Genomic DNA, 19,840 nt, shown 5'->3' with positions numbered 1-19,840 from the left:
TTTGCCGTTCAGAAGGTTGGCGGCGTGCAGGCGCTGATAACCTCGCAAGGCACCGGGCCGACGCAGCGGAAACGGTGCGGCCGGCGGCTTTCGAAATAATAGGCGTCACCCGGGCCGAGGATGCGGCGCTCGTCGTCGACGGTCACCTCCAGCCGGCCGGAGAGCACGATGCCGCCCTCCTCGCCATCGTGCACCAGCGGCACCTTTCCAGTATCCGCGCCGGGCTGGTAGCACTCTTTCAAGATTTGCAGGCTGCGGCCGAAGAGATTGTCGCCGACCTGGCGGAAGGAGATCGGGCCCTTGCCGATCTCCACCAGTTCATCCGACCGGTAGAAGGCCTTTTTTGGCCGGTCCGGCTCGAAGGCGAAGAATTCCGCAAGGCCGATGGGGATGCCGTCGAGGATGCGCTTCAGCGCACCGACGGACGGGTTAGAGGCGTTCGATTCGATCAGCGAGATCGTCGAATTGGTGACGCCGGCGCGTTTGGCGAGCTCGCGCTGCGACAGATTGTGGGCGAGACGCAGATGGCGCAGCCTGCCCCCGATATCGACCGACATGATCTTTCCTGTTCTAGATGTTCGGAATATCGCAATTCTTGACTTCCATATCCTTTCTTTTCAAGAGCTTGACGTCAACCAGAAAAGGACTTGTTCGGCATCGCAAATCATGGCGTCTATCGCCCCAGCCAGAGGAGATCTGCCATGAACGCCCATAACAAGCCCAATGCACCGGTGCTCGACAGCTACTGGATGCCCTTTACCGCCAACCGCCAGTTCAAGGCGGCACCGCGCCTGCTCGCCGCCGCCGAGGGCATGTATTACACGAGCGCCGACGGACGCCGCGTGCTGGACGGCACGGCCGGACTCTGGTGCGTGAACGCCGGCCACGGCCGCCGGCAGATTGCCGCAGCCGTCGAGCGTCAACTCACCCAGATGGATTTTGCGCCCTCCTTCCAGATGGGCCATCCGATCGCCTTCGATTTTGCCGAGCGGCTGGCCGAAATCGCCCCCGGCCCGGACGGCGCCAAGCTCGATCGCATCTTCTACACCGGCTCCGGCTCCGAATCGGTCGACACCGCGCTGAAGATCGCCATCGCCTACCAGCGGGCGATCGGCCAGGGTACGCGCACGCGCCTCATCGGCCGCGAGCGCGGCTATCACGGCGTCGGTTTCGGCGGCATTTCGGTCGGCGGCATCATCAACAACCGCCGCGTCTTCCCGCAGCTTCCCGGCTCCGACCACCTGCGCCACACCCATGACCTGGCGAAGAACGCCTTCGTGAAGGGCCAGCCGGAGCATGGCGCGGAGCTTGCCGACGATCTGGAGCGGCTGGTGGCGCTGCACGGCGCGGAAACCATCGCGGCATGCATCGTCGAACCCGTTGCCGGCTCCACCGGCGTGCTCATCCCGCCGAAGGGTTACCTCGAAAGGCTGCGCGCGATCTGCGACAAGCACGGCATCCTGCTGATCTTCGACGAAGTCATCACGGGCTTCGGCCGTCTCGGCGCATCCTTTGCCACCAACTATTTCGGCGTCACGCCGGATCTGGTGACCACTGCCAAGGGCCTTACCAACGGCGCGATCCCGATGGGTGCCGTCTTCTCCAGCCGCAAGGTGCACGACGCGCTGATGCATGGGCCGGAAAACGCCATCGAGATCTTCCATGGCTACACCTATTCCGGCCATCCGGCGGCCTGCGCGGCGGGCATCGCGACGCTCGACATCTATCGCGACGAGGGCCTGCTCACCCGTGCCGCCGAGCTTGAGGACGACTGGCAGAATGCGATGCATTCGCTGAAGGGCCTGCCGCATATCATCGACATCCGCACGATCGGCCTGATCGCCGGCATCGAGCTTGCCTCGCGCGACGGGGCACCCGGCACGCGCGCCTATGACGTCTTCGTCGATTGCTTCGAAAAGGGCCTGCTCATCCGCGTGACCGGCGACATCATCGCCTTCTCGCCGCCGCTGATCGCGGAAAAGCAGCACTTCGAGGATATCGTCTCGATCCTCGGCGATGCGTTGAAGCGCGCCGCTTAAATATTTTACGCACTTTCAGGAAAACCGCTTCACACTTTTCCTGGAATTGCGTCGACTGCAATTTGCGAAAAACGCTGTTATAGCTGGGCCCGTAGCAGTACGGGCCCACATTCATGTCAGCATCCGCCAAGACCGAACCGAAAATTATCTTCCGCCTCCAATTCGAGCCGGAGGGGCGCCTCGGCCGGGGCAAGATCCAGCTTCTCTCGCATATCAAGGATACCGGCTCGATTTCGGCCGGTGGGCGGGCGATGGACATGTCCTATCGCCGGGCCTGGCTGCTCGTCGACGAGATGAACCGGCTGTTTCGCGCGCCGGTGGTGGAATCGCAGCGCGGCGGAAAACAGGGCGGCGGCGCGGTGCTGACGCCCTTCGGCGAGGCGCTGATCGCGCATTACCAGGCGATGGAGGAGAAGGCGCGCGCGGCCCTTGCCGACGATATCGACTGGATCGTCGGGCAGCTCGCCGACTGAGTAGAGCGTTTCCGCTTTTCTTCGAATCGCGAAAACACTCTATCTTTTTGTTTTTACGCAATTCCGGACGCCAAACCGCTACGCACTTTTGCTGGAATTGCTCTATTCCAGCGCCACCGTCTTGATGACGGCGTGTACGGAGAGGCCCGGCACGAGGCCCAGACGCTCGACGGAAAATGCGGTGATGCGGGCACGGACAGGATCGCCGCCGCAGGCGATGCGCAGGCTCGCCATGCCCTCGCCGTCCGGCTCGATCGCCTCCACGATGCCTTCCAGAATGTTGAGCGCGCTGAGGCCTTCCGGGCGCACGGTCGCCACCATGACGTCGCGGGCGGGGATGCGCAGCCGCACGGTCTCGCCGGGCGAAACGGCAGCCCCCGGCACGAGGATGGTCGCGCCGCCATCGAGGCGGATGGTGGCGAGGCCGTGGGCGGCGTCGCGCGCCTCGACATGGCCGGACAGCACGCTGCCGGCCTCGCGGCGATCGGCGGCGGACGACAGGCGCGGGCCGCCCAGCACGTCGGAAGCGGCACCGACCGCCTCGATGCGGCCGCCCGCCATCAGCACCACCCGGTCGGCCAGGCGCGCGACCTCTGCCACCGAATGGCTGACATAGACGATGGGAATGCCCACCTCGTCGCGCAGGCGTTCCAGATAAGGCAGGATTTCCGCCTTGCGCTCCTCGTCGAGCGCGGCGAGCGGCTCGTCCATCAGCAGCAGGCGGGGTGACGCGAGCAGCGCGCGGCCGATGGCGACGCGCTGCTTTTCCCCGCCGGAAAGGTTGTTCGGCTGGCGATCGAGCAGGTCGGCGATGCCGAGCAAGTCGACGATGCGTTCCGGATTTTCCGCGCGTGCGCCTTTCGGCGAGAACCAGCGGCCGTAATTGAGGTTCTGGCGGACCGTGAGGTGCGGGAAGAGGCGCGCCTCCTGGAAGACGTAGCCGAAGCGGCGGCGGTGGGCGGGAACGAAGATGCGCCGCGCGGTATCGACCAGCACCTCGTCGCCGAGCAGCACGCGGCCTTCCTCCGGGCGCGTCAGGCCGGCGATGATGCGGACCAGCGAGGTCTTTCCCGAGCCGGAGCGGCCGAACAGCGCGGTAACGCCGCCATCGGCGCTGAAGGCGGCATCCAGCGAAAAATCGCCGAGCCGGTGGCGGGCTTCGACGACGAGGCTCATTCGAGGTTCACCTTGCGGCCGATGCGTTGCGCCAGCACTTCGGAGGCGAGCAACGCGACCATGGAGATCGCGATCGCAACGAGGGTGAGGCGCATGGCGCCGGCGTCCCCACCGGGCACCTGGGTGAAGGTGTAGATGGCGGCAGACAGGGTCTGGGTCTCGCCGGGAATGTTGGAGACGAAGGTGATGGTCGCGCCGAACTCGCCCATGGCTTTCGCGAAGGCGAGGATCACGCCGGCGATGACGCCGGGCAGGATCAGCGGCAGGGTGACGGTGAGGAAGACCCAGAGCGGGCTCGCACCCAGCGTGCCGGCCGCCTCCTCCAGCTTGCGGTCGACGGCCTCGATGGAAAGCCGGATGGAGCGCACCATCAACGGAAAGCCCATGACGCCGCAGGCAAGCGCCGCGCCCGTCCAGCGGAAGGACAGCACGATGCCGAACCATTCGTCGAGCACCGAGCCGATGGCACCGCGCCGGCCGAACAGCACGAGCAGCAGGAAGCCGGTAACGACCGGCGGCAGGATCAGCGGCATGTGCACGATGCCGTTGAGGATCGACTTGCCCCAGAAGCGGCCGCGGGCGAGCGCCAGGGCGACCAGAATGCCGAGCGGCAGGCTGACGAGGACCGCAACCGCCGAGACCCTGAGGCTCAGCCGGATCGCCGTCCATTCCTCGTCGCTCAAGGCAAGCCAGTCCACGTCGGTTCCTTCGAAATGCCGGAAGCCCCGGAGATTGAACCGGGGCCGGACCGTCGACAAGACCCAAACCTCATGTCCGTCATGGTCGGGCCTAACCCGACCATCCATGCCACGGATGCCGTGTGCGGGGTTTGGGACTTCCCGACAAACGAAGCCCCGGGTTTAGCGCCCGGGGCTGTCGCGAGGCTCGTCTTACTTCAGGATCGAGAAGCCCTGTTCGGTGAAGAAGGGGGCGGCCTTGTCGGACTTCAGGAAGTCGAGATAGGCGGCCGCTGCGGCGCTCTTCGATTCGTTCAGGATGGCGACCGGGTAGATGATCGGCGGATGGCTGTCTTCCGGGAAGGTGCCGACGACGGCGACGCCCGGATCGGCAGCGGCATCCGTCTGGTAGACGATGCCGTAGGGCGCCTCGCCGCGCGAGACGAGGGCGAGCGCCGCACGCACGCTTTCGGCACCGGCAACCTTGCCTTCGACCGACGACCAGACGCCGAGCTTTTCGAGCGCCGCCTTGCCGTATTTGCCGGCCGGCACGGTTTCGACCGCGCCCATGGCGAGCTTGCCGTCACCGACGAGGCCGGCGAGGTCGAAGCCTTCCTTGATCTCGACGGTCGATGCCTTGTCCTTCGGCGCGACGAGCACGATGCGGTTGCCGAGCAGGTTGACGCGCGTGTCGTCCTTGATCAGTTTCTTTTCAGCAACGTAATCCATCCAGGCAAGGTCGGCCGAGATGAAGAGATCGGCGGGTGCTGCGGCCTCGATCTGCTTGGCGAGCGCCGAGCTTGCGGCATAGGAGACCGTCGTCTCGTTGCCGGTTTCCTTCGACCAGGCGGCATTGGCCGCATCGAGCGCGTTCTTGAGGCTGGCGGCGGCGAAGACGGTGACCTTTTCCGCGGCGGCGGCCGGCAGGGCAAGCGGGAACGCCGCGAAGGCGGCGACGACGAGTTTCAGAAGCAGACGACGGTTCATTCCTGTTCTCCCTTATTCCTGCCTTCGGGCAGCGTGATATCCCCTTGAATATATCGGCGCTTCCGGCTTTGCCAGCGCTATATTTTCAAAAATACAGGGAAACAGACCACCGCCAAACGGCCGTGAAGACCGTCCGGCGAAGTCGTGGAATTCACAGGGAAATTTGACCGCCTAGAACAATGCGTCGTCGAACAGTTCGTCGTCCGTCTTCGCAGCCGCCGGTGCGGCGGGCGCTTCCATCGGCGTGCCGAAGATGCGGGCATGCACCTCGCGCTCGGAAACCATGGTGTAGGTGCGGGAAATCCGGCTGCCGAGATCGGCGAGCGCCTCGTCAAGGCCCGACAGATCGGGAAGCTCGTGGCCGAGGAGGTCGCCGGCGCGGGCCGAGCAATCCGCCAGCACGTCGCCGAGTTCGGCGTTGAAATCGAGGTCGGCGATGGTGCGGCCCGCCTTGGCGGAAACGTCCGCGCCGCAGGCACGCAGCGCCGTCATGTCTTCTTCCATGCGGTCGCCCGCGCGGCGGATATGGTCGAGCGCCTCTTCCAGATGCGCATCCAGCGAGCCGCCGGCGCTGGCGCCTGCCTCGCTCAGCCTGCCGGCATCGTCTTCCAGCGATTGCAGGGCGACGAGGATATGTTCCGCCGTCTCGTCGAGCCGCGTGGAGAAGGTGCGCAGTTCAGCCGTCACGACGTTGATCGCGCGTCCCTCCTCGCCGAGCTTGCTGCAGCGCAGGTTGGTGTTGAGCGCCATGTACTGGATGTCGGTGCGCACCAGCTTGATCGTCTCGACGCCCTTCAACAGTTCGCGCACGGTCTCGACCGTGCTGTGGCCGAGCGCATTGGCCTTGTCGGCGGCCTGCTCGATGTCGCGCACGACGGCACGCGCCGCGGCAATATCGGCCTCCAGGATGCGCATGGCGCGGTCGGCCGACTTGCCGTCGGCGGCGTCCATGTCTCCGTAGAGCATCATCAAGCCGTCGATATCGGCGCCGAAACTGCGGATCGTGCTGACGACCGTCTTGCACTCGCGCGCAAAATCGCGGGCGATCTCGCCGAGCTGCGCATGGACGAGATGGCGCACAAGCGCGGTCAGCCGGCCGGCCGCCTCCGCGTCGAGCGTTCCGGCGGCCAGATAGTCGTCCAGAAAGGTGAAGGCGGACTGGCAATGTTCGATGCGCTGGCGGGTAATGTCGCCGATCTGCATGGCCGAGAGCGTGGTCGCGACCTTGGTCTGCACATGGCGTGCCGAGGCGCCGACCTTGGCGGCGAGCTGCGAAAGGTGGCGGCGCTGCGCCGTGAGGTCGCCGGCATTGCGCGACAGGTTGCCGGCAATATCCGGCACGCTGCGGCGGAACCGTTCGAGTGCCTCCCCGCCCCCGGTCGAGGCGCTGCCGATCACGCTGCTCAGCGTGCCGATCTTGGTGCCGAGCGCGTCGACCTGGGTCCTGCCGTATTGAATGCGTTCGAGGATTTCTTCCGCAAAGCCGGAAAAGTCCGGAATGGCGGCGCCGGTGATTTTTGCGGTCGTGGCGAAGGTGCGGAGGTAGCGCAGGGTCTCCTGCATGTCGGCAATATAGCCGCCGAGCGACTTTTCCGTCACCGCGACATTGCCGAGGCGCTGCTGGCGCATCTCCTCGATGCCGGGAAGCGCTGTGAGCTGGTCGACGGTTGCCACGAGCTGGCCGATCGTCGCCTCGGCGGCCTCGTCGCCCAGCGAGCCGGAGAGGTTCTCCAGCGATGCAACCAGACGGTTAAGGACATCGAGCACGTTGAGCAGGACGACGCCGCCATCAAGGAACCGCTGCTCGATGCGCGAGCGGGCTCCTTCGAGGCGCGACACGAGTTCCGTCTCAGCCGTTTGTCGCTCCACGCGCTTTGCGCTTGTTATTCCTGACACGCCATACCCCACTCACAAGAACCCGTGAGCGGCACCCTAGGGCGAACAATGTAACGCCCAGTAAATTCGCAATGCCTTATCTAAAGGAGTCCCGCCGCGGCAGGTCGATTTCGGCGCCACTACCCGAAGATGCAGGCATCCCTAGAATTAGGGATTTATAAATGATATTACTTATATTTAATTTATTGAATTAGTTTATTAAAACAAAGGCTTGTTTGATTTTCCTCCCCATACGTGAGGCGGTGTAGATACGTGCAGTTATCTACCAATGGATGAAATTAGCAACCGAACTTTACCCTTCATTAAGCGTGACTTGGGAATCTGGCGCGGGAAATACTTTGTCCCGGAACGATTATCGAGGCCTCCATGTCATCAACCCTGCCGGGTGACACGTCGTTAACCTTACCGACGACCCTCACCATCAAGAATATAGTGGCAGTTCGAGAGTTGATCTTGGACTGCTTGAATAGAAACACGTCCGCGACTCTGGATATTGATGAAGAAGCGCAGGTCGATCTCAGCTTCGTGCAGCTCATTACGGCGGCCCGCAAACAGGCAGAGATGAAGGCGGGGCGCATTCTACTTGCCCGGCCCGCTGCCGGAGACCTTTACGACGTGCTGAGGCGCGGCGGCTTCCTCGATGACATGACGCCGGACGCCGCGCATTTCTGGTTGCATCAGGAGAAGAATTGATGACCGCGAAGATCTTGACCGTTGACGATTCCGCCAGCATCCGGCTGACAACGCGCGTCACCCTTTCCAATGCCGGCTACACCGTGACCGAAGCGGTCGACGGCGTCGACGGCCTGAACAAGCTGAAGGGCGGCGAATACGACCTCGTCGTTACCGACCTGAACATGCCGAACATGGACGGCCTGACGATGATCCGCGAGCTGCGCAAGCTGCCCGCGCACACAGGCGTTCCGGTCATCTTCCTCACCACCGAATCCGACGGCGAGCTGAAGGCCCAGGCGAAAGCCGCCGGTGCCACCGGCTGGCTCACCAAGCCGTTCGATCCGGAAAGCCTCGTCAAGATCGCCAAGAAGGTGCTGGGCAAATGAGCAACCCGGACCCGATCTCAGTCTTCCGGACAGAAGCCGCCGAACTGCTGGAACAGATCGAGTCCGGCCTTCTGGATCTGACGCGCAGCCTCGACGACCGCGACCAGATCGACGCCGTCTTCCGCGGCCTTCACACGCTGAAGGGTTCGGGCGCGATGTTCGGCTTCGACGCGCTCGCCGCCTTTACCCACCATTGCGAGACCGCCTTCGACCGGGTGCGCAAGGGCGACGTGCCCGCCACGCACGAGCTGGTTTCGGCCGTGCTTTCGGCGCAGGACCACATGCGTGCGCTCTTGGAAACGCCGAACGGCGACCATGATGCGATGAGCACCAGCCTGCTCGACAACCTGCACCGCGCCGTCAACGGCGCCGGCTCCCCTGCCCCGGTGGCGGTCGCCGCCACGGCTGCCGCGCCCGTCAAGGAAGACGCCGGCGGCATGCGTGAATGGCGCATCCGCTTCCGCCTGCCGGCCAATGCCATGGCGAACGGCACCAACCCGCTCGGCCTGCTCGACGAAATGCGCGATCTCGGCGATTGCAAGATCGTCGCCGACATCTCGCAGGTGCCGGACCTCGCGACGCTCGAGCCGCGCGACATGCATCTCGGCTGGGACGTGGCGCTAAAAACCGATCGGCCGCGCGCCGACATCGAAGACGTCTTCATCTTCGTGATGGACGACATGGAACTGGAGATCGCGGAAATCGCTGGCGAAAAGCCGGCTGCGGCACCGAAGCCGGTAGAAACTCCCGCCGCCAAGGCCGTGGTCGTTGCCGAGCGCGAGGCGCCGGCGATCCAGGCGGCCAACGATTCCAAGCAGAACAAGTCCGCCGAAAACGTCCGCGTTCCGGCCGAACGGCTCGACGAGATGATGGACCGCGTCGGCGAGCTCGTCATCGCCCAGTCCCGCCTCACCCAGCTTGCCGGCACCGCGGCCGATCTCGGCCTGCGCTCCGTCTCGGAAGAAATCGAGCGGCTTTCCGGCGAGTTGCGCGACACGATGATGGTGCTGCGCATGATGCCGGTCGCGAGCCTCTTCAGCCGCTTCCGCCGCCTCGTGCACGATCTTTCCCGCGAGACCGGTAAGGAAATCGAACTCATCACCGAGGGCGAGACCACCGAGGTCGACAAGACGGTCATCGACCGGCTCGCCGATCCGCTCGTCCACCTCGTGCGCAACTCGATCGACCACGGCCTCGAAAAGCCGGAAGAGCGCCTTGCCGCCGGCAAGGAGGCGAAGGGCCAGGTCATCCTTTCCGCACACCAGACGGGCGGCGAGGTCATCATCACCATCAAGGACGACGGCCGCGGCATCAACCGCGAGCGGGTTCGCGCCAAGGCGGAATCCTCCGGCATCATCCAGCCGGGCGCTACCCTCACCGACCAGGACCTGCTCCAGCTGATCTTCCAGCCCGGCTTCTCCACCGCCCAGGCGGTCACCAACCTGTCCGGCCGCGGTGTCGGCATGGACGTGGTGAAGAAGACGGTGGAGGCGCTGCGCGGCACGATCGACATCGTCAGCAAGCCGGGCGAAGGCTCGACCGTCTCGCTGCGCATTCCGCTGACGCTTGCCATCATCGAGGGTCTTCTCGTGCGCGTCGGCCAGGGCTGCTACGTCATCCCGCTTTCGGCGGTCGAGGAATGCCTCGAACTGTCGCTCGAAGACGATCTTCGCTCGCGCGGGCGCAGCTTCATCTCGCTGCGCGACAGCCTCGTGCCGTTCCTTCGGCTGCGGGAACTGTTCAGAACCGGCACCGAGCCCGATCAGCACCAGAAGGTCGTCGTCATCTCGACGGGCTCGGAGCGCGTCGGCCTCGTCGTCGACCAGATCATCGGCGACCACCAGACAGTCATCAAATCCATGTCCAAACTGCACCATGACGTCGTCACCTTCTCGGGCGCGACCATCCTCGGCGACGGCAGCGTCGCCCTGATCCTCGACGTCACGCACCTCATCGCAGTCGGACAACATCAGGAGGCGCAATTGCGGGCGGCAGGATGAGCGAAGCGGCACGAAAACTCGACTACGAGACAATATGGGGCGGCGAGGAAGAACTCTCTGTCCTCACCTTCAACCTGAACGGCGAGACCTTTGCCATCGAGGCGATCGTCGTGCAGGAAATCCTCGATCTTTTGCCGGAAACCCATGTTCCCGGCAGCAAATCTTTCGTTTCCAGCGTCATCAACTTCCGCGGCAAGGTCATTCCGCTTGCCGATATCCGCCTTGCCTTCGGCATGGACGCGACGGAAACCACCATCGACAGCCGCATCGTCGTCATCGAGCTCGATCTCGACGACGAGGCGACGCTGATCGGTCTGCGCACCGACAAGGTCAACGAAGTCACGACCCTGCCGAAACTTGCGAGCGAGCCGCCGCCGAGCGTCGGCATGCGCTGGCGCGCCGACTACATTAATTGCCTCGTCAAGCGGGGCGGCGAATTCATTATCGTTCCCAATTTACACGCGATTTTTTCCTCCAAGCGAGATCGCACCGGTGCGGCCCAAGTGCCGAACTAGGACATCAGGAGAGACCCATGCGCTTCACCATTAAACTCAAGTTATTCCTGGCCTTTGGTTTCATCATGGCCATGCTGGCGGGCACCGCCGGCTACGGCATCCTGAGCCTCGGTGGCCTCAATGCGACGCTCGGCGACGTGCTCACCGGCCCGGCGACGCGTCTGCGGCTGGCACAGGAACTCAACGTCCTGCAACTCCAGCAGATCCGCCAGCAGAAGAACATGCTTTCGGCGACCAGCAATGCCGAGACGAACAAGTATATCGATGTCAGCAACAAGGCCCGCGCGGATTTCGACGCCGCCTTCGAGCAGGTTCTCGCCAAGGCGACTGAACAGGGCAAGGTCCTGTGGTCGAAGCTCCAGACGCACAGCACCGATTTCCGCCGGGAAGACGACCGCATCCGCAGCATGATGCTCGCCGGCGACAGCGCAGGCGCATTGCGCGTCTCCACCACCGACGCCCGCACCGTGACGAACGAGATCGACGCGCTGCTGGATGAGGTGGTGACGCTCGAACAGACGCGTCTGCAGGAAGCCGACGACAATGCCGAGGCACAATATACAAGCACGCGCACGATCATGATCGCCGTCGCGTCGGCCGCCTTCCTGATCGCCGGCTTCGCCGCCGTCTGGATCGTCTTCTCCATCAACCGCGGCATTTCCCGCGCCGTCGGTGTCGTGCAGAACGTTGCGGATGGTGACCTCACCCGCTTTGCCGAGATTTCCACCAGGGACGAGCTCGGCGACCTGCTCGGCCATGTCAACACGATGATTGAGCGCCTGCGCGGCGTCGTCGCCGATGCGCTTTCGGCCTCCGACAATGTCTCGTCGGGCAGCCAGGAACTGTCGGCCAGCTCGGAAGCCCTCTCGCAGGGTGCTACCGAACAGGCATCGTCCGCCGAAGAGGCTTCAGCCTCCATGGAAGAGATGGCGTCCAACATCAAGCAGAACGCCGACAACGCCGCCCAGACAGAAAAGATCGCCCGCCAGTCCTCAAAGGATGCAGAAGCCTCCGGCCAGGCTGTCGGCCGCGCCGTCGGCGCCATGCGCACGATTGCCGAGAAGATCTCAATCGTCCAGGAAATCGCCCGCCAGACAGACCTGCTCGCCCTCAACGCGGCTGTCGAAGCAGCCCGCGCCGGTGAACATGGCAAGGGTTTTGCCGTCGTCGCCTCGGAAGTGCGCAAGCTTGCCGAACGCAGCCAGGCGGCCGCAGCCGAAATCAGCGCGCTCTCGGGTGAGACCGTCTCGGTCGCCACCGAAGCCGGCGAGATGCTGACCCGGCTGGTTCCCGATATCCGCAAGACTGCCGAACTGATCTCCGAGATCTCGGCCGCCTGCCGCGAACAGGATATCGGTGCCTCGCAGATCAACGAAGCGATCCAGCAACTCGACAAGGTGACCCAGCAGAATGCCGGCGCCTCGGAAGAAATGTCGGCGACCTCGGAAGAACTCGCCGCCCAGGCGGAGGAACTCCAGGCCTCCATCGCCTTCTTCCGCGTCGACAACGCCTCCCGCAAGGAGCCGAACCATGCCGACAAGCTGCGGGCGACCGCAGCGAAGATGGCAGCGCCCGCCAGGCGCCCGGCCAACACCTCGGCCCACCGCCCGGCACCGGCTGGCACCAAGGGCCGCGGAAACGGCTTTGCCCTCGACATGTCGATGGGCGGCCCGGACGCCGACGACGCGGATTTCCGCGAAAGCGCCTGATCTGGAAATGACAGCGGCGCGCCCGGCGACGGGCGCGCCGCATTAGACCCGGCGCGTGTAGGCGACGGCAAAAGGGCCGCTTTCCCGGCCCGCGGAAGGGTGAGTGTATCGGTCTTCTCGCATTAGGGCGTCCGCAATCGCGGCGCCCCTGCCCTGAACATGGCATCTGCGACAAAGGAGACCATTCGAGATGCGCCTTACCATCAAACTAAAGCTAGCGATCGCCTTCGGCATCATCATCGTGATGATGGCCGGCACGTCCGTCTACGCGATCCTGAGCCTCTCTTCCCTCAACCAGGCGATCACCGACATGATCGCTGGTCCGGCCGCACGCCTCGAGGCAGCACAGAACCTCGGCAACATCCAGCTTCGCCTGGCACGCGCCCAGATGAACCTCGCAACATCGACGAACACGCGCGACGCCGCGACCTTCCTGGAGGCAAGCGACCGCAACCGTCAGCGCTTCACGGAAACCAACGAGTGGCTGATGAACGCCGCAACGACAGAGGCCGGCAAACAGCAGTGGCGCGACGTCGCCGAAAAACAGAAGAAGCTGCTTCAGATCGACGATCAGGTACGCGCCGCGGTCAGCAGCGGTAACTCCGCAGAGGCTATCCGGCTCGTGACCGGTGATGGTCGCCGGTTTATGGACGAGATTGAAGAAATCATCACTGCCCGCATCGAAGCCAACAAAGGCCAGATGAAGGACGCCGATGAGCAGACCAACGTACAATATGCGACGACCCGCAACCTGATCCTGGGCATTTCCGGCGCTGCCTTGCTGCTTGCTATCGGTGCTGCCGTTTGGATCGCGCTTGGTATCAACAATGGTCTTCGCAAGATCCAGTCCGTCGCGGAAGCCGTCGCCATAGGTGACCTCAACCAGAAGGTCGAGATCAAGACGAATGACGAGATCAAGGACCTGGTCGATACGATCAACGTGATGACCGGCAACCTGCGTAACACCGCGACGATTGCCGACCAGATCGCCAACGGTGATCTCACCGTCACGCCGAAGCCGCTCTCCGACAAGGATACGCTCGGCATCTCGCTGGAAAGCATGGTCGAGCGCCTGCGTGGCGTCGTCTCCGATGCGCTTTCGGCGGCCAACAACGTCTCGTCGGGCAGCCAGGAACTGTCGGCAAGCTCCGAACAGCTCTCGCAGGGCGCAACCGAACAGGCATCGTCTGCCGAAGAGGCTTCCGCTTCGATGGAAGAAATGGCCTCCAACATCAAGCAGAACGCCGACAACGCCGCCCAGACGGAAAAGATCGCCCGCCAGTCCGCCAAGGATGCCGAGGCTTCAGGCGAGGCCGTAAACCGCGCCGTCGGCGCCATGCGCACGATTGCCGAGAAGATCTCGATCGTCCAGGAAATCGCCCGCCAGACCGACCTGCTCGCCCTGAACGCTGCCGTGGAAGCGGCGCGTGCCGGCGAACATGGCAAGGGGTTTGCCGTTGTCGCTTCGGAAGTGCGCAAGCTTGCCGAGCGCAGCCAGGCGGCCGCCTCCGAAATCAGCGCGCTGTCCGGCACGACCGTCTCGGTCGCCACCGAGGCCGGCGAGATGCTGACCCGCCTGGTGCCGGATATCCGCAAGACCGCGGAACTGATCTCCGAAATCTCGGCCGCCTGCCGCGAGCAGGATATCGGCGCCTCGCAGATCAACGAAGCGATCCAGCAGCTCGACAAGGTGACCCAGCAGAATGCCGGCGCCTCGGAAGAAATGTCCGGCACCTCGGAAGAGCTCGCCGCCCAGGCCGAAGAGCTTCAGACCTCGATCGCCTTCTTCCGCGTCGATCGCGCCTCCAGCGCGCCGTCGGTCGCCCAGCGTCGCCCGGCGCCGGTAACCCGCGCCGCCGCCAAGCCCGTCATGGCGTCGGTTCGCAAGCCCGACAACAGCGTCAACGCCCAGCAGGCCCGCGCCCGCGGCTTTGCCCTCGACATGTCGATGGGCGGCCCGGATGCCGACGACGCAGACTTCAGGGAAAGCGCTTGATCATGGCCGGCACATCCTCCGAATCCCAGTACGTCACCTTCAGTCTCGACAACGAGGTCTTTGCCGTGCCGGTCTCGGTCGTCCGGGAAATCCTCGACCATGAGGATGCCTTCAAGATCCCGCATGGGCCGGAGTACCTGCTTGGGCTCCGCGACGTGCGGGGCCAGGGTGTGCCGGTCATCGATCTTCGTCTCCGCCTCGGCATGACGAAGACCGAGAAGACGCCGCACACGCGGGCACTCGTGCTCGACGTGCCGATGGGGGAGAAGACGCTCACCCTCGGCCTCGTCGCCGACCGGGTCTTCGAGGTCATCCCCTTCCGCACGGAGGAGATCGAGGGCGCGCCGGATATCGGCGTGCGCTGGTCGTCCGACTACATTGCCGGCGTGGTGCGCCGCAACGGCGCCTTCGTCGTCATCGTGGATCTCGCGCGCCTGTTTTCCGGCGCCGAGGTCGCGATGATGGGCACGGCAAACCGCCTCGCCGCCACGGCATAATTTCAGGAGTACGGGCGTGGGAGCAGCATTGCGGGCGCAAGGGACGGAGGACGGGCTGAGCAGCCGGAACTTCGACGCCCTGTCGCGCTACATCTATGATTATAGCGGCATCAAGATGCCGGTTTCGAAGCTGACGATGCTGGAGGGCCGCCTGCGGCGACGCCTGCGTGCAACCGGCATTTCCAACTTCAACGACTATTGCGACTATCTCTTCAAGCGTGGCGGCATCGAGAAGGAAGCGATCTTCCTGATCGATGCCGTGACGACCAACAAGACGGATTTCTTCCGCGAGCCGAAGCATTTCGAATATATGTCGAGGACCGGCCTGCCGGAAATGGTGGCGGCCGGGCACAAGCGGCTTCGGCTGTGGAGTGCGGCCTGCTCGATCGGCGCCGAGCCCTATACGATGGCGATGGTGCTGCAGGATTTTGCCGATGCGACATCCGGCATCGACTACCGAATCCTCGCCACGGATCTTTCGACGGACGTGCTGCAGGCGGCGCGCCGTGGCGTCTATCCGCGCGACATGATCCAGCCTGTCTCGGCCGAGATGCAGCGGCGCTACGTGATGACGTCACGCGATGCCGCGCGCGGCGAGGTGCGCATCCATCCGCGCCTGCGCGCGACGGTCGGCTTTGCCCGCATGAACCTCATGGACAGCGCCTACAAGGTGGGCGATCCGATGCACATGATCTTCTGCCGCAACGTGCTGATCTATTTCGACAAACCGACGCAGGCGAAGGTGCTGGCACGGCTCTGCGACTGCCTCGTGCCCGGCGGCTACCTCTATGTGGGCCATTCCGAAACGGTCACCGGCATCACCCTGCCGGTGCGCCAGGTCGCCAACACGGTTTTCAAGAAGATCTGATGCCCCTTCCGGTGAAGAAAATCCGCGTTCTCATCATCGACGACTCGGCGAGCGTGCGCCAGGCGCTGACCCATGTGCTGGAGCAGGATCCGGAGATCGAGGTGATGGGGGCGGCCTCCGACCCTTTCATGGCTGCCAAGAAAATCCAGGAGGAAATGCCCGACGTCATCACGTTGGACGTGGAAATGCCGCGCATGGACGGCATCACGTTCCTCCGCAAGCTGATGTCGCAGCGGCCGATCCCGGTCGTCATGTGCTCGTCGCTGACGGAAGAAGGCTCGGAAACCTTGATGCAGGCGCTGGAGGCCGGCGCCGTCGATATCATCCTGAAGCCGAAGATCGGCGCTGCCGACCACCTCGCCGAATCCGGCACGCGCATCCGCGAGGCGGTCAAGGGTGCGGCCGTCGCCCGCATCGGCTCCCACCGCCGCGCGGCCGTGCCGACCGGTCCCACGGCAAAACTCACTGCCGATGCCGTGCTGCCGCCGCCGTCGGGCCGCGCCATGGCGAAGACGACGGAAATGGTCGCCTGCGTCGGCGCGTCCACCGGCGGCACCGAGGCGCTGCGCGTCATGCTCGAACAATTGCCGGCCAATTCCCCCGGCCTCGTCATCGTGCAGCACATGCCGGAAAAATTTACCGCCGCCTTCGCCAAGCGGCTGAACAGTCTCTGCGAAGTCGAGGTCAAGGAGGCCGTGCATGGTGATCCCGTGCTGCGCGGCCATGTGCTGATCGCGCCCGGTGACCGGCACATGATGCTGGAGCGGCAGGGCGCGCGCTACCATGTGGCGGTGCGCGAAGGCCCCCTCGTCTCGCGCCACAGGCCCTCCGTCGATGTGCTGTTCCGCTCCGCCGCGCGTTCGGCCGGCGGCAACGCCATGGGTGTCATCATGACCGGCATGGGCGATGACGGCGCGCGCGGCATGGCCGAGATGCACCAGGCCGGCGCCTATACGGTGGCGCAGGACGAGGCGACGTCCGTGGTCTTCGGCATGCCGAAGGAGGCGATCGCGCATGGCGGCGTCGACCGCATCCTGCCGCTCGACCAGATCGCCCGCGAAATCCTCGCCGCCGACCGGCGCCGATAGGGCGATTTTTACGCGCCGTTAACCATAAATGGCGAGGATGACGAAGCACCATGCAAGGTGTTTCTTCAGGAGCGATGACCGGCTCACGAACCGATCCGGGGACCATCATGCCTGTCATCACCTTCGCCAACACCAAGGGCGGCGCCGGCAAGACCACCGCCGTGCTGCTGCTTGCGACCGAACTCGCCCGCCTCGGCTACCGCGTCTCGGTGCTCGATGCCGATCCGCAGCACTGGATCACCCGCTGGTTCGAAAATTCCGAAGGCGCGCTGGGCAACCGGCTGAATGTCGTGCCCTATGTCACCATGAGCTCGATCGACCGGCAGCTCAGCGACGAGAAGGCGCGTGCCGATTTCGTGCTGATCGACCTTCCGGGCTCGCGCAGCTCGCTGCTCGCCAAGGCGGTCGGCTATTCCGACTACGTGCTGATCCCCGTGCAGGGCTCCGCCATGGACGCGCAGGGCGGCGCCAATGTCATCGAGCTGCTGCAATATCTGGAAGACAAGGCGAATATCCGCATCCGCCATTCCGTCGTGCTCACCCGGGTGAACTCCATGGTGACGACGCGCGCGATGAACGCCGTGAAGGACCTGCTCGCCGCACGCCGCGTGCACCTGCTCGAAACGCCGATCATCGAACGCTCCGCCTTCCGCGACATGTTCGGCTGCGGCGGCACGCTCTATTCGATGGACGCCAAACGCGTCAGCAATCTCGACAAGGCACAGGAAAATGCCCGCGCGCTGGCGCTCGAAGTACTCCAGCAGATCCCGGCCGCCCGCCAGGCCCAAGCGCCGAGCCTTCGCAGCGTCGCCTGACGGGGGCTCCCTCCCCTTCGTCATGGTCGGGCCTGACCCGACCATCCCTCCACGCCGCGAATGATGGATCCTCGGGTCGAGCCCGAGGATGACGCAAGAATGTGCGGCACGCGGCTTGCCGGCATGCCAATTGCGTCAGCGATTTCAATATTTTGGGAAAAACATGGTCCAGAATTGGAAAAGCCTGCCGCGGGAGGAGGTGCGGCAGGCTTTCCGATAGAACCGAATGACGACTGGGAGGAGGAGTGTCGCCATTCCCGCAGTTGGCCCTGGGAGGAGGAGTGGGCCTTCTGCAACATCGAAGCTTCGTGGGAGGAGGTACGTTGCTTCGATAAGTATGACTATACGCGATTCTTGCTCAATTGATAGGCATTGTTTTGCAAGGCAGCTATGCGCTATGCGCTTAACGGGTACCTCAACTGGGTTGAATTATCCCCACGCAGGCACCACCTTCGCAGATGCAAAAACGCCCGCCGGAGGCGAGCGTCTTCGAAATTCTGCTATTTTTCGGCGTGTTTATCAGAAGCCGACGGCAGCGCGGGCGACTGCCTTGATTTCCGAGCGCTCGATGCCGAGATCGCGCAGTTCGCGGGCAGTCATGCGGTCGAGTTCGGTTACGGTCTGACGGTACTTGCGCCAATTGTTGAAGGAACGTGCCATGTTCATGATGATCCCCTTTCGTTAGGCTCTCTGTTCGGCACCGGTCCGTGGCGCCGCGTCTTTCGATGGCCCCTTTATAGGCTTATGCTGCACTGCGGAACAGCGCTAAGCTGGCAAGCCACCCATGCAGATCGCGCATGGGTCTGGTAAGCCTCCGTTAACGAAAACGGGCCGCCGAGGGGCTTCAGGCCGCCAAAACGGCCTGTTCCTCCTGCAAAAATGCGGAAATTCGCCCCAAACCCTCGCGCAACACCGCTTCACCGTTCGTGTAGCCGATGCGCAGGTGGCCTTCCATGTCCATGGCGCTGCCGGGTGTCAGCATGACGCCGGTGCGCTCCAGCAGCTTGATGCAGAAGGCCTCGGAGGTGAGCGGCAGGTCGTATTTCAGGAGCGCCGTCGTGCCCGATTTCGGCTTGACCCAGGAGATCAGCGGCTCGCCCTCCACCCATTCGGCGAGGATGGCGAGGTTTGTCCGGGTGATCGCCTGGCTGCGGGCGAGGATCTTGTCGCGGTTCTCAAGGGCGATGGCGGCAAAGTGGTCGTCCAGCATGCCAACGCTGATCGTGTTGTAGTCGCGATGGATCGAGACGGCGTGGAGCAGGTCCTTCGGGCCGACGATCCAGCCGAGGCGAAGGCCGGCCAGCGAATAGGTCTTCGACATGCTGCCGGTGCTGATGCCCTTTTCATAGAGGTCGGCGATCGACGCCGTCATGCCGTCGCCCTCCTGGTCCGTGCCGCGATAGACCTCGTCGCAGAGGATCCAGGCGCCGCAGGCCCGCGCGATCTCGACAACCTGAAGCAAGAAATCCCGGTCCATCAGCGATCCGGTCGGGTTGTTCGGATTGTTGAGGCAGATGAGCTTGGTGCCCGGCGTCGCGAGGCGGCGCAGTTCCGTGAGGTCCGGCAGGAAGCCGTGCTCGGCGGTGAGCTTCAGGATCTGCACGTCCGCGCCAAAACTTTCCGGGATGGAATAGTGCTGCTGGTAGGTTGGCAGGACCGAGATGACGCGGTCGCCGGGCTCCACCAACGTCTCGTGCACCAGCGCATTGGCGCCGATCGCGCCGTGGGTGACGACGACATTTTCCATCGCCTGCTTATCGTACATGGCGGCGATGAGGCGGCGCAGGCGCTCACTGCCCTCGATCGCGCCATAGGTAAGCTTCATCGGCAGGAGTTCAGCGAGGATCGTCTCCTTCTTGCCGGCCATGTCGAGCAGCTCTTCCACCGTCAGCGATTCGACGCAGGTCTCCGCAAGGTTCAATTCGCAGCGGTTCTCGTAACGGTTCATCCAGATCTCGACGCCGAAATCGCGTATCTTCATGGCGGGGTCCTTTCGGGTTAGAAGGCGGCAGGCGGACAGGCCGCCCTTTTGATGACGGAACG

General features: G+C 64.0%; 19 protein-coding genes. 12 read left to right on the top strand and 7 right to left on the bottom strand.

What is annotated here, in order from left to right; translation table 11 throughout:
* Positions 1 to 8 precede the first annotated feature (8 nt).
* The gene (locus GB927_RS17315) at positions 9 to 557 is read right to left on the bottom strand and encodes a cupin domain-containing protein (protein ID WP_256118447.1); all 549 of its coding nucleotides are present in this window, start codon (positions 555 to 557) and stop codon (positions 9 to 11) included.
* A 144-nt stretch (positions 558 to 701) separates the two neighbouring features.
* Between GB927_RS17315 and aptA the strand changes: the two genes are divergently transcribed.
* Both aptA and GB927_RS17305 read left to right on the top strand, forming a co-directional pair.
* Positions 702 to 2,039 (top strand): omega-aminotransferase AptA, encoded by a 1,338-nt coding sequence (aptA, locus tag GB927_RS17310; RefSeq protein ID WP_256118446.1) that lies wholly within the window; start codon positions 702 to 704, stop codon positions 2,037 to 2,039.
* Positions 2,040 to 2,152: 113 nt separating this feature from the next.
* Positions 2,153 to 2,512: a winged helix-turn-helix domain-containing protein gene (locus tag GB927_RS17305; protein WP_256118445.1), complete on the top strand. Its 360-nt coding sequence runs from the start codon at positions 2,153 to 2,155 to the stop codon at positions 2,510 to 2,512.
* 102 nt (positions 2,513 to 2,614) lie between these two features.
* On the opposite strand, the gene modC is transcribed toward GB927_RS17305, so the two are convergent.
* From modC to GB927_RS17285, 4 genes are all read right to left on the bottom strand, one after another.
* Positions 2,615 to 3,688: a molybdenum ABC transporter ATP-binding protein gene (gene modC / locus GB927_RS17300; protein ID WP_256118444.1), complete on the bottom strand. Its 1,074-nt coding sequence runs from the start codon at positions 3,686 to 3,688 to the stop codon at positions 2,615 to 2,617.
* Positions 3,685 to 4,386, bottom strand: a complete 702-nt coding sequence (gene modB, locus GB927_RS17295; RefSeq protein ID WP_256118443.1) for a molybdate ABC transporter permease subunit — start codon at positions 4,384 to 4,386, stop codon at positions 3,685 to 3,687. The genes modC and modB overlap by 4 nt, the downstream gene beginning before the upstream one ends.
* Positions 4,387 to 4,578: 192 nt before the next feature.
* Positions 4,579 to 5,352, bottom strand: coding sequence for a molybdate ABC transporter substrate-binding protein (modA, locus tag GB927_RS17290; protein ID WP_256118442.1), 774 nt, complete (start codon positions 5,350 to 5,352; stop codon positions 4,579 to 4,581).
* A gap of 171 nt (positions 5,353 to 5,523) precedes the next feature.
* Positions 5,524 to 7,221 carry a chemotaxis protein gene (locus GB927_RS17285; RefSeq protein ID WP_256118441.1) on the bottom strand — a complete coding sequence of 566 codons (1,698 nt, stop codon included), beginning with the start codon at positions 7,219 to 7,221 and terminating at the stop codon, positions 5,524 to 5,526.
* A gap of 393 nt (positions 7,222 to 7,614) precedes the next feature.
* Between GB927_RS17285 and GB927_RS17280 the strand changes: the two genes are divergently transcribed.
* The 10 genes from GB927_RS17280 (at position 7,615) to GB927_RS17235 (ending at position 17,797) form a co-directional block, all read left to right on the top strand.
* Complete coding sequence (locus GB927_RS17280; protein ID WP_256118440.1) at positions 7,615 to 7,941, top strand: hypothetical protein; 327 nt, start codon at positions 7,615 to 7,617, stop codon at positions 7,939 to 7,941.
* On the top strand, positions 7,941 to 8,309 hold the full coding sequence (locus tag GB927_RS17275; RefSeq protein WP_256118439.1) for a response regulator: 369 nt from the start codon (positions 7,941 to 7,943) through the stop codon (positions 8,307 to 8,309). Before GB927_RS17280 ends, GB927_RS17275 begins: the two co-directional genes overlap by 1 nt.
* Positions 8,306 to 10,309 carry a chemotaxis protein CheA gene (locus GB927_RS17270; RefSeq protein ID WP_256118438.1) on the top strand — a complete coding sequence of 668 codons (2,004 nt, stop codon included), beginning with the start codon at positions 8,306 to 8,308 and terminating at the stop codon, positions 10,307 to 10,309. Before GB927_RS17275 ends, GB927_RS17270 begins: the two co-directional genes overlap by 4 nt.
* A complete protein-coding gene (locus GB927_RS17265; RefSeq protein WP_256118437.1) occupies positions 10,306 to 10,824 on the top strand; it encodes a chemotaxis protein CheW in 519 nt (172 codons plus the stop codon). Before GB927_RS17270 ends, GB927_RS17265 begins: the two co-directional genes overlap by 4 nt.
* 17 nt (positions 10,825 to 10,841) lie before the next feature.
* Complete coding sequence (locus GB927_RS17260) at positions 10,842 to 12,533, top strand: methyl-accepting chemotaxis protein (protein WP_256118436.1); 1,692 nt, start codon at positions 10,842 to 10,844, stop codon at positions 12,531 to 12,533.
* A gap of 190 nt (positions 12,534 to 12,723) precedes the next feature.
* A complete protein-coding gene (locus GB927_RS17255) occupies positions 12,724 to 14,529 on the top strand; it encodes a methyl-accepting chemotaxis protein (protein ID WP_256118435.1) in 1,806 nt (601 codons plus the stop codon).
* A gap of 2 nt (positions 14,530 to 14,531) precedes the next feature.
* Entirely contained in the window at positions 14,532 to 15,026 is a 495-nt protein-coding gene (locus GB927_RS17250; protein ID WP_256118434.1) for a chemotaxis protein CheW, read from the top strand.
* Positions 15,027 to 15,042: 16 nt separating this feature from the next.
* Positions 15,043 to 15,894 (top strand): CheR family methyltransferase, encoded by an 852-nt coding sequence (locus GB927_RS17245; protein WP_256118433.1) that lies wholly within the window; start codon positions 15,043 to 15,045, stop codon positions 15,892 to 15,894.
* Entirely contained in the window at positions 15,894 to 16,982 is a 1,089-nt protein-coding gene (locus GB927_RS17240) for a protein-glutamate methylesterase/protein-glutamine glutaminase (RefSeq protein WP_256118432.1), read from the top strand. Before GB927_RS17245 ends, GB927_RS17240 begins: the two co-directional genes overlap by 1 nt.
* Before the next feature lie 107 nt (positions 16,983 to 17,089).
* A complete protein-coding gene (locus GB927_RS17235; RefSeq protein WP_256118431.1) occupies positions 17,090 to 17,797 on the top strand; it encodes a ParA family protein in 708 nt (235 codons plus the stop codon).
* 519 nt (positions 17,798 to 18,316) lie between these two features.
* On the opposite strand, the gene GB927_RS17230 is transcribed toward GB927_RS17235, so the two are convergent.
* Positions 18,317 to 18,463: a DUF1127 domain-containing protein gene (locus GB927_RS17230; RefSeq protein ID WP_256118430.1), complete on the bottom strand. Its 147-nt coding sequence runs from the start codon at positions 18,461 to 18,463 to the stop codon at positions 18,317 to 18,319.
* Positions 18,464 to 18,641: 178 nt separating this feature from the next.
* Positions 18,642 to 19,778, bottom strand: a complete 1,137-nt coding sequence (locus GB927_RS17225; protein WP_256118429.1) for an aminotransferase — start codon at positions 19,776 to 19,778, stop codon at positions 18,642 to 18,644.
* Between the last annotated feature and the right edge of the window lie 62 nt (positions 19,779 to 19,840).

The sequence above is a fragment of the Shinella lacus genome, from assembly GCF_010994755.1.
Taxonomy (GTDB): domain Bacteria; phylum Pseudomonadota; class Alphaproteobacteria; order Rhizobiales; family Rhizobiaceae; genus Shinella; species Shinella lacus.
The sequence above is the reverse complement of the archived record's forward strand: the minus strand, read 5'-3'. Positions and strand labels throughout refer to the sequence as shown.

Excerpts from the sequence above, each read along its gene's own strand:
- GB927_RS17315 (WP_256118447.1), bottom strand. The coding sequence starts at position 557 with ATGTCGGTCGATATCGGGGGCAGGCTGCGCCATCTGCGTCTCGCCCAC.
- aptA (WP_256118446.1), top strand. The coding sequence starts at position 702 with ATGAACGCCCATAACAAGCCCAATGCACCGGTGCTCGACAGCTACTGG.
- GB927_RS17305 (WP_256118445.1), top strand. The coding sequence starts at position 2,153 with ATGTCAGCATCCGCCAAGACCGAACCGAAAATTATCTTCCGCCTCCAA.
- modC (WP_256118444.1), bottom strand. The coding sequence starts at position 3,688 with ATGAGCCTCGTCGTCGAAGCCCGCCACCGGCTCGGCGATTTTTCGCTG.
- modA (WP_256118442.1), bottom strand. The coding sequence starts at position 5,352 with ATGAACCGTCGTCTGCTTCTGAAACTCGTCGTCGCCGCCTTCGCGGCG.
- GB927_RS17280 (WP_256118440.1), top strand. The coding sequence starts at position 7,615 with ATGTCATCAACCCTGCCGGGTGACACGTCGTTAACCTTACCGACGACC.
- GB927_RS17275 (WP_256118439.1), top strand. The coding sequence starts at position 7,941 with ATGACCGCGAAGATCTTGACCGTTGACGATTCCGCCAGCATCCGGCTG.
- GB927_RS17270 (WP_256118438.1), top strand. The coding sequence starts at position 8,306 with ATGAGCAACCCGGACCCGATCTCAGTCTTCCGGACAGAAGCCGCCGAA.
- GB927_RS17265 (WP_256118437.1), top strand. The coding sequence starts at position 10,306 with ATGAGCGAAGCGGCACGAAAACTCGACTACGAGACAATATGGGGCGGC.
- GB927_RS17260 (WP_256118436.1), top strand. The coding sequence starts at position 10,842 with ATGCGCTTCACCATTAAACTCAAGTTATTCCTGGCCTTTGGTTTCATC.
- GB927_RS17255 (WP_256118435.1), top strand. The coding sequence starts at position 12,724 with ATGCGCCTTACCATCAAACTAAAGCTAGCGATCGCCTTCGGCATCATC.
- GB927_RS17250 (WP_256118434.1), top strand. The coding sequence starts at position 14,532 with ATGGCCGGCACATCCTCCGAATCCCAGTACGTCACCTTCAGTCTCGAC.
- GB927_RS17240 (WP_256118432.1), top strand. The coding sequence starts at position 15,894 with ATGCCCCTTCCGGTGAAGAAAATCCGCGTTCTCATCATCGACGACTCG.
- GB927_RS17235 (WP_256118431.1), top strand. The coding sequence starts at position 17,090 with ATGCCTGTCATCACCTTCGCCAACACCAAGGGCGGCGCCGGCAAGACC.
- GB927_RS17230 (WP_256118430.1), bottom strand. The coding sequence starts at position 18,463 with ATGAACATGGCACGTTCCTTCAACAATTGGCGCAAGTACCGTCAGACC.
- GB927_RS17225 (WP_256118429.1), bottom strand. The coding sequence starts at position 19,778 with ATGAAGATACGCGATTTCGGCGTCGAGATCTGGATGAACCGTTACGAG.